The sequence below is a fragment of the Pseudomonas sp. GL-B-19 genome (assembly GCF_019956415.1).
Classification (GTDB): Bacteria; Pseudomonadota; Gammaproteobacteria; order Pseudomonadales; family Pseudomonadaceae; genus Aquipseudomonas.
On the sequence record NZ_JAHBDK010000039.1, the window covers coordinates 18692 to 34007 of the forward strand.

At 58.3% G+C, this 15316-nt stretch carries 16 protein-coding genes and 1 pseudogene; 11 read left to right on the forward strand and 6 right to left on the reverse strand.

The features are described from left to right. Positions 1-79 precede the first annotated feature (79 nt). The 3 genes and pseudogenes from KGB06_RS16500 (at position 80) to KGB06_RS16510 (ending at position 2647) form a co-directional block, all read left to right on the forward strand. Positions 80-907, forward strand: a complete 828-nt coding sequence (locus KGB06_RS16500) for a hypothetical protein (RefSeq protein WP_223517532.1) — start codon at positions 80-82, stop codon at positions 905-907. 210 nt (positions 908-1117) lie between these two features. Then, positions 1118-1741 (forward strand): annotated as a pseudogene (locus KGB06_RS16505) (NIPSNAP family protein). 141 nt (positions 1742-1882) lie between these two features. After that, positions 1883-2647 carry a tetratricopeptide repeat protein gene (locus KGB06_RS16510; RefSeq protein ID WP_223517533.1) on the forward strand — a complete coding sequence of 255 codons (765 nt, stop codon included), beginning with the start codon at positions 1883-1885 and terminating at the stop codon, positions 2645-2647. Between the two features lie 33 nt (positions 2648-2680). On the opposite strand, the gene KGB06_RS16515 is transcribed toward KGB06_RS16510, so the two are convergent. The 6 genes from KGB06_RS16515 to KGB06_RS16540 all read right to left on the reverse strand — a co-directional run bounded on the left by KGB06_RS16515 (position 2681) and on the right by KGB06_RS16540 (position 7914). Then, complete coding sequence (locus KGB06_RS16515; RefSeq protein WP_223517535.1) at positions 2681-3589, reverse strand: MurR/RpiR family transcriptional regulator; 909 nt, start codon at positions 3587-3589, stop codon at positions 2681-2683. Between the two features lie 127 nt (positions 3590-3716). After that, positions 3717-4481 carry an ABC transporter ATP-binding protein gene (locus KGB06_RS16520; RefSeq protein ID WP_223517537.1) on the reverse strand — a complete coding sequence of 255 codons (765 nt, stop codon included), beginning with the start codon at positions 4479-4481 and terminating at the stop codon, positions 3717-3719. Positions 4482-4499: 18 nt separating this feature from the next. Further along, positions 4500-5612, reverse strand: a complete 1113-nt coding sequence (locus tag KGB06_RS16525; RefSeq protein ID WP_223517539.1) for a succinylglutamate desuccinylase/aspartoacylase family protein — start codon at positions 5610-5612, stop codon at positions 4500-4502. 9 nt (positions 5613-5621) lie between these two features. Further along, positions 5622-6320, reverse strand: coding sequence for an ABC transporter permease (locus KGB06_RS16530; protein WP_223517541.1), 699 nt, complete (start codon positions 6318-6320; stop codon positions 5622-5624). Between the two features lie 13 nt (positions 6321-6333). Then, entirely contained in the window at positions 6334-7023 is a 690-nt protein-coding gene (locus tag KGB06_RS16535) for an ABC transporter permease (protein ID WP_223517543.1), read from the reverse strand. Positions 7024-7137: 114 nt separating this feature from the next. Next, positions 7138-7914 (reverse strand): ABC transporter substrate-binding protein, encoded by a 777-nt coding sequence (locus KGB06_RS16540; protein ID WP_223517545.1) that lies wholly within the window; start codon positions 7912-7914, stop codon positions 7138-7140. Between the two features lie 727 nt (positions 7915-8641). On the opposite strand from KGB06_RS16540, the gene KGB06_RS16545 reads away from it, so the two are divergent. The 8 genes from KGB06_RS16545 (at position 8642) to KGB06_RS16580 (ending at position 15292) form a co-directional block, all read left to right on the forward strand. Further along, entirely contained in the window at positions 8642-9001 is a 360-nt protein-coding gene (locus tag KGB06_RS16545) for a DUF6124 family protein (RefSeq protein ID WP_223517547.1), read from the forward strand. A 237-nt stretch (positions 9002-9238) separates the two neighbouring features. Then, complete coding sequence (locus KGB06_RS16550) at positions 9239-9814, forward strand: antitoxin Xre/MbcA/ParS toxin-binding domain-containing protein (protein WP_223517549.1); 576 nt, start codon at positions 9239-9241, stop codon at positions 9812-9814. After that, positions 9814-10311, forward strand: a complete 498-nt coding sequence (locus KGB06_RS16555) for an RES family NAD+ phosphorylase (protein ID WP_223517591.1) — start codon at positions 9814-9816, stop codon at positions 10309-10311. The genes KGB06_RS16550 and KGB06_RS16555 overlap by 1 nt, the downstream gene beginning before the upstream one ends. Positions 10312-10754: 443 nt before the next feature. Continuing rightward, the gene (locus KGB06_RS16560; protein ID WP_223517593.1) at positions 10755-11666 is read left to right on the forward strand and encodes a TauD/TfdA dioxygenase family protein; all 912 of its coding nucleotides are present in this window, start codon (positions 10755-10757) and stop codon (positions 11664-11666) included. A 34-nt stretch (positions 11667-11700) separates the two neighbouring features. Next, positions 11701-12810 (forward strand): ABC transporter substrate-binding protein, encoded by a 1110-nt coding sequence (locus KGB06_RS16565; protein WP_223517559.1) that lies wholly within the window; start codon positions 11701-11703, stop codon positions 12808-12810. A gap of 4 nt (positions 12811-12814) precedes the next feature. Next, a complete protein-coding gene (locus KGB06_RS16570; protein ID WP_223517561.1) occupies positions 12815-13720 on the forward strand; it encodes an ABC transporter permease in 906 nt (301 codons plus the stop codon). Then, positions 13717-14502 carry an ABC transporter permease gene (locus tag KGB06_RS16575; protein ID WP_223517563.1) on the forward strand — a complete coding sequence of 262 codons (786 nt, stop codon included), beginning with the start codon at positions 13717-13719 and terminating at the stop codon, positions 14500-14502. Before KGB06_RS16570 ends, KGB06_RS16575 begins: the two co-directional genes overlap by 4 nt. 25 nt (positions 14503-14527) lie before the next feature. Further along, entirely contained in the window at positions 14528-15292 is a 765-nt protein-coding gene (locus KGB06_RS16580) for an ABC transporter ATP-binding protein (RefSeq protein ID WP_223517564.1), read from the forward strand. Positions 15293-15316: the final 24 nt, after the last annotated feature.

The window sequence follows — 15316 nt, forward strand, 5'->3', positions numbered from 1 at the left end:
CTTTTTTGCTGGATTTGTCTGCGCTGGCCAACTCAGGACACCACAACTTCAAGCGGTACCTCACCACTGGCGGCGGCTTATGAAACTCATACTCTCGCGCAAAGGTTTCGACTCCAGCGCTGGCGGAGTTCCTAGCCCGCTCGTGGAGGGGCGGCCAATCTCGCTCCCCATCCCCACTCGCATGCCAACGCCCATCACCTTCGGCGACCTGACCGAACCGATCCCGACCCTCATCGAACAACTCACCCGAGGCCGCCACTCCAGAGCAACTCCATGCCACCTCGATCCAGATCTTGATTCCAGCGTGCGCCCTCGCGCGTCCGGATGGCGCGGGGCGCTCGGTCAGCTTGCCGCAGCTCAGAGTCATCTCGCCGGGCAAGGTGTCGGCGTCGGCGATTTGTTCCTCTTCTGGGGTTTGTTCCGGCCGGTGACGCAAATCCAGGGCCGCTGGTCATACACGGGGCAACGCGAACATCGCGTATTTGGGTGGTTGCAAATCGGCGAGGTTTTCTCTTTGGGTGTCGATGGAACACACGCGGCTGAGTGTTACCCCTGGCTCGAAGAACACCCGCACACCCGGGCCGGCTGGAAGGAAAACAACACGCTTTACATTGCTGCCGAGCATCTGATGCTGGACGGTCGTATAACCGATCGCCCGGGGTTTGGCCTGTTCAAGACGGGCATTCGACTGACCGAGAGTCGTGCGCCGCGTCCGTCCCTTTGGTCGGTACCTGACTGGTTGAACCCAGCACGCGGCGGAGTTGGTCTGACCTATCACCCATCGCAACGCTGGTCGTCGTCCGGGACTCTGGAGGCCGCCGCACGTGGTCAGGAATTCGTCGCAGACATCTCGAATCGTGCCGATGCGCTCGCGTGGCTCGATCAGCTCTTTGCGCAGGAGGCATGATGAAGTGAGTCCTCGAAACCTGGCATACAGGCGAGCGGACTTGCATGGGTTTACCTGCTGACGGTTGCCATAAAGGAACTACATAAAGGAACTACATAAAGAAACTACCTAGAACACTAAGGTGATCGCCGTCCACCAAGGGGTTCGTCTCAATATCTCGCCTTCTAGGCTCTGGTTTAGGCTAAGGGCAACGAATGAGCGGAGCACGTTATGCGATTGTTTGAACTGATTACTTTTACGGTGCGTGTGCGGACCGTTGCAGAGGCACTGGTCCGAATCGAGGCCGCGCTGGCCAAGCCCGGAGTGGGGGGCACGCTGATGGGGTGCTGGGCGTCGGAAATCGGCCAGCTGAATCAAATTGCCGTGCTGCGCGGTTATGCCGACGAAAGTCTGCGGCAAGCGGAGCGCGAGCGCTTTCTGTTGGAGGGCGAAGCGTTCGGTATCAACGCCTTTATCACCGACCTGCGAATCGAAAATTACAGCTTGTTCCCGTTCCTCACTCCCTTGAGTGCCGGAAAACACGGGCCGTATTACGAAATGCGCGTGTGAGACCTGGTCAGTTCCGGGTTGCAACCGACACTCGATGGCTGGAGCAAGGGCGTGGAACCGCGCACCGCCGAGCAGTATTCGCCGGTGTATGCGGCGTTTTATGCCACCGACGGTGCCTTGCCGCGCTACCTGCACATCTGGCCGTGGTCGACCCTGGAGCAGCGCCTGCAAGTGCGGACTCAAGCCGTGGCAGACGGTGTCTGGCCACCCGAGAACTCCGGTCCGCAACTGCGTGACATGCGCTCGACGATTTACCTGCCAGCGGCTTTTTCGCCATTGCAATGAACGTGTGAAGGCGCAGTGGCCGTTGCAGTGGGAACTTCAGGGCGCTGGCCAGGTCAGTACGGGCGCTGTGTTGGAGATGCCGAGCAGCGATGGTGCCTGTTTTACGGCAGCACCGTCTCAGATCAGCCGAGTCCGCCCCTGATGCCAAACAAGAGTTTTCTGCCGGGTCTCATCCTGGCGTTCTGCGCCGTCGCGTCGCTTGGCTCGGTTGCTGCCGAGCGAAGAGTGCCCTCGCAAAGTAACAGCGCATCGACCACCCTGATCGAAACCGCCTCGCGGCAGTATGAAAATGGCCAGTTGGACCAAGCCGCTGCCACGCTGGAGCGTGCCCTGCATATCCAGCCGAACAATCCCGCGACGCTGCATTACCTCGGCGTGTTGCGTCTTCAGCAGGGGCAGTACCAGCAGGCTGAAACGTTGGCGGCGCGCTCGAACATGCGGGTTGGTCGCAACGTCGAGTTACGCAACCGCAACCTCCAATTGATCCAGGCGGCGCAGCAGGCCAAGGCTTCGGGTACTTCACCCAACGCCAGGGAGGACCTGGTCGCAGTACAGAAAGGGCTCGCAGAGGAGGCCCAAAGACGTCGCGAAGCAGAAATGGCCACTGCTGAACAATCTACTCCAGACGCTGAACCTCACGCAGGCAACTTCGCTCGCGCAAATGAAAAGTGGGTATCGGATTCGCCAACGGCTGGCAGGCCCAATCCCGAAGGAGAGTTGCAAGTGGCTTCGGTCGAGCCAGAGCCCGCGTACGGGGAGGTTGAAATTCCCCGCGGCCATTGGCCGCCTCCGGGTAAATGCCGCATCTGGTTTCCCGATCGCCCGCCCGGGCATCAGCCCCCACCCGGCAAATGCAAGAAGCTGCGACATCGGGTTCCGTCAGGCGCTTACCTGGTGCGCGGTTGAGTTGCTGTCTATCAGGTAAAAACCAGAACGAAATCACTTTTTCGCCGGTTTACCGCTGTTAGGAATATGCAGGTACGACATCACGCTTTCTGTCAGTTCTGTTGCCAGCTTCACCGCTTCTTTATTGCGCGCCATCACGCCGGCGACCAAGCCTTCGATCAAGGCGAGCACGGCGATGTTGGAACTGGTCAGCACCGGGTGATCGCACGGCGCAAACAGCGTGTGCTCAGCGATGCCGGTGAGCGGTGAGGCGGGTGAGTCGGTAATTGCCAGCACCGATGCGCCACGTTCATTGGCGAAGCGTGCCAGTTGCAGGGTGTCGAGGGAGTAGCGCGGCAGGGAGATCGCCAGCAACACGTCCTGATCAGTGATCGCGGCCAGTCGGTAGGCGGCATTTTCGTTGCCACCCTCCATGCTGATGGCCGTGGCGTCGGCACAGAAGGGCATCAGGGTCGAGGCGGCGAGGCCGGCGAAGTAAACACTGTTGCCGAACCCCAGAATGTAGATTTTGCGTGCCGTGGTCAGGCGAGTGACGAACGCTTCAAAGGTGTCGGCGTGGTTGTTGCTCGTCGCCGTAGTCAGGTTGCTGCTGGCGCTCTGGAGTTGCTCATGCAGGCCAAACGCGCCGCCCGGGCGATGGGCAAGTTCGTTGCGCAGTTTGTCGACCGGCGACACCATTTGCTGCAACGTTGCGACCAGCTCGGCCTTCATGCCGCTGTAACCACCGAGGTCCAGCGCTTTGGCCAGACGGTTGACGGCGGCGGGCGAGGTCAATGTTTCGTGAGCCATCTCCTCGATGGTCAGCGTCGCGGCTTTGAGCGGGTGACGCAGGATAAAGTCCGCCACCTTGCGCAATGACGGCGGCAGTTCGGAAACGATTTCCGTCAGTTTGCGCATGACTGGCGCGGCATAGACAGTGGTGTCTTTCGATGGGGTGGGCATATCCAGCTCAACAATTCCTGAAGGTGAGAGAAGGGCTGTGCCTGATGCCCTGACAAGGTTGGCTGGAGTGTATCCGAAGCCAACCTTGTCAGGGCAGCGCCGAGCAGTGGATGGGTAGGCGGCGGTCTTACTTCAAGCTCCCGGCCAGAAACTGCTGGAGGCGTTCGGACTGCGGGTTGACCAGCACCTGCCGCGGGTCGCCGCGTTCTTCGACAACGCCTTTGTGCAGGAACACCAGTTGGTTCGAAACCTCGCGGGCAAAGCCCATTTCGTGAGTCACCACCACCATGGTGCGGCCTTCCTGCGCCAGATCCTGCATGACTTTAAGCACTTCGCCGACCAGTTCGGGGTCGAGCGCCGACGTCGGCTCATCAAACAGCATCACTTGCGGTTCCATCGCCAGTGCGCGGGCAATGGCCACGCGCTGCTGCTCGCCACCGGACATATGCGCCGGCCAGGCGTTCATGCGGTGCGCCACACCGACTTTGTTCAGGTAGTGCTCGGCCTTTTCCCGTGCCTCTTTCTTGCCCAGGCCCAGCACATGCACCGGGGCTTCCATGACGTTTTCCAGAGCGCTCATGTGTGACCAGAGGTTGAAGTGTTGAAACACCATCGATAGCTGCGAACGCATGCGTTGTAACTGCTTGGGTTCGGCCGCCTTCAGCCCGCCAAGCTTGTTGGTCACCAGCTTGAGCGGTTCGCCATTGAGCACGATATTGCCCGCATTGGGTTGTTCCAGCAGGTTGATGCAACGCAGGAACGTACTTTTGCCAGAGCCGCTGGAACCGATGATGCTGATCACGTCACCGGCCTGTGCTTGCAGGGACACGCCGTTGAGCACCTGGTGCGCGCCGTAACTTTTATGCAGATCCTGAACTTCAAGTTTGTACATGGTTTGAACTCTCTGGAATCAGTCGCTGAGCAAGCGACCCTGGCGAATGGGGGTAGAACCGGCCACTTTGGCCAACCACAATCCGGGCTGGGCAAAGCGCAGCCGTTCGCGGGCATAGAGAATGCCGTCGGTGCTGGCGCGCACCACGCTATGGCGTTCGGTCAGCGGGTCGATGACCTCGAACAGCGGGTCGCCGACCTTGACCTGCGCGCCCAGCGGTTGCAGAAAACTCACTACACCCGGATGGGGCGCACAGGCGTACTGCGCGCCTGAGAATGGCACGGCTTGACAATGGCTCGGCGGTGCCGCTGGCCAGTCACCGCTGATCAGTCCTTGATCGGCGAGATACCCGAGAATGGCGTGCGCACTGTCGACGCATTGCTCGCGTTCGGTGTCTGCCATGCCACGCAATTCGATGGTGGTCGCCGCGCACGCCAGGGGAATATTGGCTTCAGGAAACCGCTCAGCCAGGCGTAACCATGCAATGGCGCAGGCTTCGTCGAAGGCACTGCCGCCCGCATCTTCGGCCAATAACGTGACCCCGGCACCGAGGCGAGCGGCCAGTGACTGCAAGCGTGGCCAGTGTTGCGGCATCGCATACAGCAACATGATCGATTCGAAGTCGCAGTGCAGGTCCAGCACCACATCGGCGTCACAGGCATGCTGCAGCAACAGGCGGCGCAGGCCGTCGAGTTCCGAGGTCGGTGCGGGCATGGCGGCGAGGGCATCGCCCATGGCGCGGCGGATGAGGGCGATGTTGGCGTCGGCATCGTCTCCTAATTGGCCTTCCAGCAGCGGTGCAACAGCATCGACCAACTCCGGGAAGTCGCGATTGAAGTTCTTGCCGCTGGAGAACTCAAAGCGCCCCTGATGGGTGGCCTGGAACATCTGGGCGATACCGATCGGATTGGCCATTGGCACCAACTCGATCACCCCGGTCAGGCGACCTTGTGATTCCAGTTCCAGAAGACGGCGCTTGAGCTCGACGGCGACGCGCATCCCCGGCAACTCGTCGGCATGCAATGACGCCTGTATGTACGCTTTGCGTGGTCCACTGCCAAAACGAAACAGGGTCAGCGTGCGTTCGGTGCCCGATGCACTCCACGGCAAGAGGTATTGAATGTGCTCCATAGCAACTCCTTAGTGCTTGCGCGGTGCCAGATACGCCAGCCAGCGGCGCTCGGCCAACTTGAACAGACGCACCAGAATGAAGGTCAGGGCGAGGTAGATGAGGCCCGCGGTGATAAACGCCTCGAACGGTAGATAGAACCGCGAGCTGACAGTCCGCGCGGCCCCGGTGATGTCGACGAGGGTGACGATGGAGGCCAGACTCGTGGTTTGCAGCATCATCAGCACTTCGTTGCTGTACTGCGGCAATGCCCGGCGCAAGGCCGACGGCAGGAGAATGCGGCGATACAGGGTCAGGCGTGACATACCCATGGCCCTGGCGGCTTCGATCTCGCCATGGGGCGTGGATTTCAAACTGCCGGCCAGCAGCTCTGCGCTATAGGCACTGGTGTTGATCGCGAAGGCCAGGCAGGCGCAAAAGGTCGCGCTGGAGAGGTAAGGCCAGAGCACGCTTTGGCGCACTGCTTCGAACTGCGCCAGGCCGTAATAGATCAGGAACAATTGCACCAGCATCGGCGTGCCGCGGATCACGTAGGTATAGAGCCAGGCCGGGAAGTTGATCAGCGGCGATCGCGACACCCGCATCAGCGCCAGCGGAATCGCCAGTACCAGGCCCAGGGCCAGGGAAATGAGCAGGACTTTGAGGGTCAACAAGGCGCCATTGAAGTACAGCGGCAGGTTTTCCCAGATCAGGTTGTAGTCGAGAATCATGGGTGGCTCCCCCTCACAGTTCGGCGGCTTTGATGCCGACCGAGTAGTGTTTTTCCAGATAGCGCAGCACCAGCAAGGACAGGCTGGTGAGCATCAGATACAGCGCAGCCACCGCGAGGAAAAACGTGAAGGGCTCGTGTGTGGCATCCGCTGCGTTCTTGGCTTTGAACATCATGTCCTGCAAGCCGATCACCGAGATCAGCGCGGTGGATTTGGTCAGTACCAACCAATTGTTGGTAAACCCGGGAATGGCGAAACGAATCATCTGCGGTACCAGGATTCGCCAGAACACCTGCGCACCGCCCATGCCATAGGCCACGCCTGCCTCGGCCTGACCTTTGGGGATCGCCATGAAGGCGCCGCGAAAGGTTTCCGAGAGGTAGGCGCCAAAAATGAAGCCCATGGTGCAGACGCCCGCGATAAAGGGGTTGATGTCGATATAGCGGGTGTAACCGAGCGCCAGGGCAATGCGGTTCACCAGATCCTGGCCGCCGTAGAAGATCAGCAGGATCAGCACCAGGTCGGGAATGCCGCGAATCAGGGTGGTGTAACTCTCCCCGAGCATGGCCAGCCATTTGAGCGGTGACAGTCGCAATGCCGCGCCGATCAGGCCCAGGGCAATCGCCAGGGACATGGACGTCAGGGCCAGGTTTATGGTCAGCCAGGCGCCATCGAGAATGCTCGATCCGTAGCCGTGAAGCATGATGAAGTTCCTCAAGCGAGCGCCGCGAGGCGCGCAAGACAAGCCCCGACAGACGCCTGCAACGGGCCGTCGCCGGGTCTTGGGTCAGGGGGGGCAGGGGGGCAGGGGTAAGGCTTACTCGCCGTAGATATCGAACGCGAAGTACTTGGCCATCACTTGCCCGTACTTGCCATTGGCGCGAATGGCGTCAATCGCGGCACTCAGGCGCGCAACGTTGGCACTGTCGCCTTTGCGCACGGCAATCCCGGCGCCCCGGCCAAAATATTTCGGGTCGTTGATGTCGGGTCCTGTCAGCGCGAAGCCCTGGCCGGCCGGTGTCTTGATGAAGCTCTCATCGGTGTTGACGATGTCGGCGAGGGTGGCGTCCAGACGACCCGAGGCCAGGTCGAGGAAAGCCTCATTCTGTGAGCCGTAACGCACCACGACGACGCCGGCTTTTTCCAGTTGCTCGGTGGCAAAACGATCGTAAGTCGAGGAGCGTTGCACGCCGACTTTCTTGCCCTTGAGGTCCACCAAAGGGTCATTGATCACGTTGCCGGCCTTCATCGCGAACTTGCCCGGTGTGTGGTAGTACTTTTTGCTGAAGTCCACGGACTTCATCCGGTCTTCGGTGATTGACATCGACGACAGCACGGCATCGATCTTGCGCACTTTGAGCGACGGGATCATGCCGTCGAACTCCTGAATGACCCACTCGCACTTGACCTTCATTTCTTCGCACAAAGCGTTGCCGATGTCGTAATCGAACCCGCTGACGTTGCCCTCTGGTGTCTTGAAGGAGAAGGGAGGGTAGGCGGCTTCGATACCGATACGCAGGCTGTCTTCGTCGGCATGTGCCAGGAAGCTGAAAGCGCACAGCGCCAGAGCACCTAGAAGTTCTGTCTTGTTCATATTGTTGACTCCTGGAGGGCATTTGGGGGAAACGGGTGCCCGCCATCCGGGTTGGCGCGGTGGATCAGTCCTGTGATCGGCGAGGCTATAAATGACACAATAAAAATCCATATGCAACATAGCTGAAAAAAAACATATCAGTTTGGGGTGTGGCAAAGCACGGGGGGATCGGGTTGGTCGATGAGCCATGTGCGGAATCGGCGCCAGAGGTCGGTGCTGAGTTCTTGGTCGTGGTTGCTGAATTTGATGACGCTTTGTTCGGCGAAGGTGGCGTCGACTTGTTGGGGTTCGGCGATCAGGCCTTGGACGCTCGCACACTCTCATTTTCGACTGAGTAACAGCCGTTACGCGTTAGTGTTGCTCGTCTGTTTAACCATGGAATGGCTCTTGTTTAATCGCCCTCAATGTTACGTCCTGAAAGCTACAAAACCTTGCGCCGTTGCCTACGGCCGCGCCAGAATCCGCCGACTTGTGTGTCGTGGGTCTTGGTTCTATCGTTTCCGTGTCGCTGAGCGGTCGGGCTTGGAAACTCGACGGGTAAACGACACGAAGGCACTCTTCATAACGTACTTTTTCGCACTGTATGCATTCCGTTATGGTGGCTGTGCGTGGGAGACCTTATAGGTCTGCCGGGCTCGTTTACCCTGGTTTTCCAACCTGCGTACAGCTGCCACCCCCTTCGCTTGGAAACGAACGTGGCAGCTCCATCAGTAAACGAGGATGTACCATGTTCAAGATCACACCGAACCCGCCGGACACCGATCCGGTCTCTCCGTACGAACCCGATTCAAAGAAGCTCAATGAGGCCGCCGAGCGGGCTCTGAACTTCCACTTCCCGTCGAATGCCGACATCAAAGCCACCAAGCGAACGCGCAGTACTCTGTTTTCCGTGGACCCCGCGGCCACGACCGAAACCCTGGCGGTTTTTTTGGTCGAGACGCTGGCCTCGGTCGATGTGATGGTCCATCAGTTGGTGGATCATCTGGAGGGTGAGTCGCGCTACGCCCTGCTGGGTATTTCAAACAGCATCATGGTGGCCGAGATCACGGCGAACCGGGTGTTGGATACGATTGATCCACCTGCGTAGGTGCGCTCTGCTGTGGTGAGTGAGTAATAGAGTTGGGCTGTGCAGTGGTGCCTTTTTTGGGGCCGCTGCGGCGTTCCGACAAGCTCCCTCGCCATAGGTTTCTCGGTGTTTGTATCTGCTCGCTGGCTGGTATTTAGGCTTGAACGTCAGGGTGTTCGAACTCAAAAACTGTTGGGTTGGGTTTTCTGCCATTTGGCACTATAGTCAATGCCATATGTCGGAGCGACGGAGGCGGCCATGAGCGCCAAGAAAAAAGATGTTGTAGGTGGTGAGTTTGTCAAAGTTGACAGCCTTAAGAGAACGGTTAAATCACGCGCCCCCAAGGTTTCCGTCACCGTTTTGGAAGACGGTCGGCAGGCGCTTACAGTGACAGGGAAGGATTCGAATGCTGCACCACAACTGGTTACGATCCTGCTCGCAGGAGATTTGGGTGATGATCGTATGGCGATCTATAGGGCCGTTAAACACGGTTTCCCGCTGCAGTCGGTGCTGGATATGATCGAAAACAGCACTGTGTATAAGCAATGCGGGGTGTTGTCGAAGATCGTAGGTGCGTCTGATCGTACGCTTGCGCGGCGACTGAAAACGCCCAATGAAGCGTTGACCCCGGAGCAAAGCACGCGAGCGCTCAACTATGCCGAGGTGTTGGAAAAGGCCACGGATGTGCTGGGTTCACGTGAGCTTGCCGAACAGTGGATGGTCAAACCTGCGCGGGGTCTGGATGGTGAGACGCCTATCGACCTGATTTCAAATTCGGTCGGGTATGAGTTGGTGACTGACTTCCTGACGCGCATTGAATACGGGGTCTATTGATGGCTAAAGACCCTTTGAACAGTGAGATTCATTTCTGGCGCCTTGATCCTGCTGCGTATGCCGCCACCTGGAGTTCGGGTATCGGGGCTGAAAAGGTGGGGGGGCGCTGGAACCCTAAAGGTATGGCCACAGTTTATGCAGCCCTGGATGCTTCCACGGCCATCCTTGAGGTGGCGGTGCATAAGGATTTCGATGCGCTGGATTGCAAGCCACATTGTTTGACGCAGGCTCGCGTGCTGGACCCGTCGAAGATTTATGTGGTGCAGCCCGAGAGTATTGCGAACCCGAATTGGCTGGTACCGGGTACCCCAAGCCGCAGCCAGCAGCAGTTCGGTGCTGACTTGTTGAGCCAGCATCCCTTTGTACTGGTCCCTTCTAGTGTTTCGCCGCATAGCTGGAATTTGTTGATGAACCCGCAACTGGCTCTTGGGTTGTATGAGTTGGTGTTGCAAGAGCCTTTTGCCCTTGATGGGCGGCTTAATAAGCCGTTGCCCTGAAGCCGGTTCTGCCCCTCTGGATCTGTGTCCGCCTATCTTCGAATGTCTGGCTGCTTTATGCCTTTTGCCATTAGGTACAGACAGTTTGTTTTCGATGAGAAGGCGCTGACCAGCGCTTGTAGGTGGCCAATCTGAAGGTCAATAAACTTTCCTGCTGGAAAAGAAAAACCCCGCCGCCGCGAAAGTAGAAAAACGGGCCAATGATCCGCACTCTCTGACGAATGCTGAAGACATCACGGTTTCGATGTAGATCAAACTCGTTCGTTAAACTAACTAAAAAGTTATGAGCTAATAACACTAGGCTTATAGCTTTTCTCCAGTCTTGGTAAAAGATTTGCTATATGACTGTCCTTATATCTTTAGAATAATTTGTGATTAGTCACAGCTGCTTTTATGTCTTTATGATCTGTCCCACAACTACTCGTGAAACAGGAGGTAGCTCGATGGCCATTCAAATTAAACCCGTCGCTGGTCGAATTGGTGCGCAACTGGAAGGTGTGAAATTAGGTGAGCACATCAGTGCTGAGGATTTCGAGTTTATTAATCAGGCACTGCTGAAATATAAAGTGCTGTTCTTTCGCGACCAACATCTGGATGACGCCGGGCACGAAGCTTTTTCCCGGCGCTTCGGGGATCAGGTGCCGCATCCGACCGTGCGTTCTGCTGAACAAAGCGCCGCCATTCTGCACCTGGACGCCAAGGAAACCCGCGCCAATTCCTGGCACACCGATGTCACCTTTGTCGCCAATTACCCGAAAATATCCATCTTGCGCGGTGTGGTTATTCCACCTTATGGCGGTGATACGGTGTGGGCCAATACTGCGGCGGCCTACGCCGACTTGCCCGAGCCATTAAAACAACTGGCCGATAATCTACGCGCCTTGCACACCAACTTATATGACTATGCGGCGCCGCGTAATACCAATGAGTCAGGTCTCAAACGTTATCGCGAACAGTTTACCGCTGAAGTCTACGAAACCGAACATCCCTTAGTGCGGGTGCACCCGGAGTCGGGTGAAAGAAGTTTGTTGTTGGGGCACTTTGTCAAACAGATACAGGGAGTAAGCAATAGCGATTCGAAACAATTGATTCGCCTGTTCCACGACCGTATTACCCATGTCGACAACACCGTGCGCTGGCGCTGGGAGGAGGGCGATGTGGTGATCTGGGATAACCGCGCCACGCAGCACATCGCGATCAACGACTACGGCGATGCCCCGCGCATCGTGCGCCGAACCACCATCGACGGTGATGTGCCGGTCGGGGTGGATGGTCGCTTGAGTCAAGCGCTCAAGCCAAGCCCTGATACCCGCTCGCCGAAAACCGAAGCCGACAAAAAACATCGCGCCGCCTGACAAGCGAGTCTCACGGACACAAGGAAGGTTGCATATGGAACTCAAAGGTATTGCCCTGTTTCACAAACGCAGCATCGCTGCAGCACTGGCGGCGTTTTTTGCAATACCCCTGGCCCAGGCCGATGTATTGCGCATTGGTGTAGCGACAGCTGGCGGCGGTGACCCGGTGACGTTCAGTGGGTCGCCCCTGGGCATCGTGCGCAATCAGCAACTGCTGGAAAAAGCCTTCGCCGGGACCGGGACCGAAGTGCAATGGTTCTTTTTCAAGGGGGCTGGTCCCGCGGTAAACGAAGCCTTGTCAAACCAGCAACTTGACTTCGCCTACCAGGGCGATCTGCCCGCCGTCGTCGGGCGCTCCAATGGACTGGACACCAAACTGCTGGCCGCACTGGGCGTACGTGCCAATCTTTACCTGGCCGTTCCCAAGGGATCTGACGTCAAAGGCATCGCTGATCTGAAAGGCAAGAAGGTGGCGATCTTTCGTGGAACCAACGGCCATCTGGTGACGATCAATCTTTTGGCGGAGCAGGGTCTTACCGAACGCGATATCAAGGTCATCAACCTCGATACCGGCAGCACTCAGGCTGCATTGGTATCCAATGGGGTAGATGCCGCATTCGGCGGTCGCGAGTTGTTCAAGCTGCGCGATAAAGGCCTGATCGACATCGTTTACGACAATCCCACTCAGGATGTGCGCTACACCCGACAGACCGCACTGGTCGTTCGGGGTGCCTATGAAAAAGAACATCCGGACAACGTGCAAAAAGTCGTCGACACGCTGGTGGACGCGGCGAAATGGGCGTCGGAAGAGAGCAATCGTGACGCGGTCTTCACTGAATGGGCCAAGAGTAATGAACCGGCAGAATCACTACGCGCCGACTTTACCGGGGTCAGCATCAGGGACAGAGCCTCGCCTCTGGTCGACAACTTCCTGCTTGGCCGCTATCAGGCCGTGGCGGATCAAGCCAAGGAAGAAAAGCTGATCCGTCGCCCCGTCAGTATCGATGGCTGGTTCGAGACCAGCTATTTGCAAAAATCCCTCAAAACCAAGGGCCTTGAGAACTACTGGACGCCCTACGGTCCAGATGGCAAACAGCCGGCGGGTAATGCAGTAGCGGCCGCGACCAGCAAGCAAGGGAGCTAGGCAAATGGCCAGGGCACAGACCGTCAAACTAGAGCAGTACGCGGCACCGGGATTTGCGGGCGATAACGTCAAACGTTTTCCACCGTCACCGGCCCGCCCAGTTCGCAAGATTGAAGTGTCGCGCCAGTCAGCCTGGCCCGTCAGTCTGGTTGACAAGGCCTTGCCCTGGCTGTTGCCGCTGGTATTGCTGGGCTTATGGTACCTGGGGGTGGAACGCGGCTGGCTTTCAGAGCAGGTGCTACCCCCGCCAGTCTACGTCTACCAGACCTTGTCGGACCTGGTCACCAGCGGTGATCTCTGGCTGAACGCGTCCGCCAGCCTGCAGCGGGTTGTCGTCGGATTTACATTGGGCGCCTTCACCGGCATAGCGCTGGGCCTGGCCATGGGACTGTCCAGGACGCTAGAGGATTATCTCTTACCCACCTTCAACGCACTGGTGCAAATACCGGTACTGGGCTGGTTACCGTTTGCCCTGTTGCTGTTCGGCATCGGCGAGACGCTCAAGTATGTGCTGATTGCCAAGGCAGCCTTGGTGCCGATCACGCTGTGCACCTTGCAAGCTTTCCGCCAGGCGCCCAAAGGGTTGTTGGAAGTCGGCCGGGCCTACGGTTTCAGTCGTCGGCAAAGCGTCACTTCCATCGTCTTGCCTGCGGCTATCCCGACGCTGTTTACCGGTTTGCGTCTGGGGTTCACCAAAGCCTGGTTATCGCTGGTGGTGGTCGAGCTGGTGGCATCGAGTGAGGGGTTGGGTTACCTGATCGTCTATGGCCGTCAGCTGTTTCAACTGGACTTGGTGATGGCAGCCGTTGTGGTGGTGGGTGCGCTCGGTCTGCTGATAGACCGCGGTTTTGATTACGCGGAGAAACGCCTCAATCGTGGTCGGCCAACTGCCGGGGGGCGTCTGTCATGAGCGCGATCTTGTCAGTCGGTAGCGGTAGCCGCCGATATCGCGGTTGGGTCTTGCCCATTTCGGTCATTGCCGTGTGGTGGTTGGCTTCGAACCAGGGCTGGAGTCATTCGGGGTTGTTCGTTTCGCCAGAAAAAGTGGCTGCAACGGCCTGGGATCAAATCGCCTCGGGCAAATTCTGGCGGGCCATTTCTGCCAGCCTGGCGCGCAACCTCAGTGGTTTTTTTATCGGTACTACGCTCGGCCTGGTACTGGGTTGCCTGCTGGGCCTGTCGCGGAATTTCGAACGCGTGGTCGGGCCGAGCTTCAATACCTTCAAGCAAATATCGCTGTTCGCCTGGATTCCGTTGATCTCGGTGTGGTTCGGCCTGGGCGATGTGGCCAAGGTGGTGTTCCTGTCATTGGCAGCACTGGTGCCTGTGGTGGTCAATACCTGTGACGGTTTGCGCAACGTCCCGCCCAACCTGTTGGAAGTGGCGCGGGTGTACGGCTTCACCCGTTGGCAAACCATCGTCGGGGTGATGCTGCCCGCCGCCTTGCCGTCGATTTTTACCGGGCTTTACCTGGCGCTGGTCTATTCCTGGCTGGCGACCATCGGCGCTGAATACTTGCTGGTATCGGGGGAGGGGATCGGCAACACGCTGATTGATGGCAGCGAACATTTCATGATGGACCTGGTGTTGTTTGGAATGGTGATTATCGGCCTGGTGGGATGGGGCCTCAACGCAGTGGCCCGGACACTTGAGCGGCGGATGCAGCGCCTATATGGCATCGCTCCTCGTTGATTGGCACTTTCAAAAGGATTGCGACATGCTCAACAACAGCCTGACCCTGGAAAACATCAGCAAGCGTTTCGCTTCCCGACCGGGCAGTTCGACGCAACTGCAAGTACTCGACAACATCCAGCTCGACATTGCGCCTGGCGAGTTCATCAGCATCGTCGGCGCCAGCGGCTGCGGCAAATCCACGCTGCTGCGCCTGATTCTTGGCCTGGACGAAGAATACGACGGGCGCATCCTGCTGGATGGCAAACCCATCGAAGGCACTGGCCTGGAACGCGGCATCGTGTTTCAGGATCACCGTTTGTTCCCTTGGCTCAACGTCGAGCAGAACGTCGCGGTCGGGCTCAAGAATTCACCCCTGAGCGCTGCGCAGAAGCGCGAGACCGTGCGCGAGCACATTGAACTGGTCGGCCTGCAAGACTTTATCGATGCCTACCCGCATCAGATATCCGGCGGCATGGCGCAACGCGTGGCGATAGCCCGCGGCCTGGTCAATCGACCGAGCGTGCTCTTGCTGGATGAACCGCTGGGTGCGCTCGATGCCTTGACCCGTGCACGTCTGCAAGGCGAGCTGCAAAACATCTGGGCCAAGGAAAAAATCACCATGATCCTGGTCACCCACGATGTTGATGAGGCGGTATTCCTCGGTGATCGAGTGGTGGTGATGCAACCGAATCCTGGCCGCATCCGGCGCATTCTCGACATCGATCTGCCGCGCCCGCGCAACCGCAGTGACAGCCGCTTCATCGCCCTGCGCGACGATGTGCTGAGCGATTTCGCCGAGCTGCACTGAGCCTCTGCACCGCGCGCAAGCACC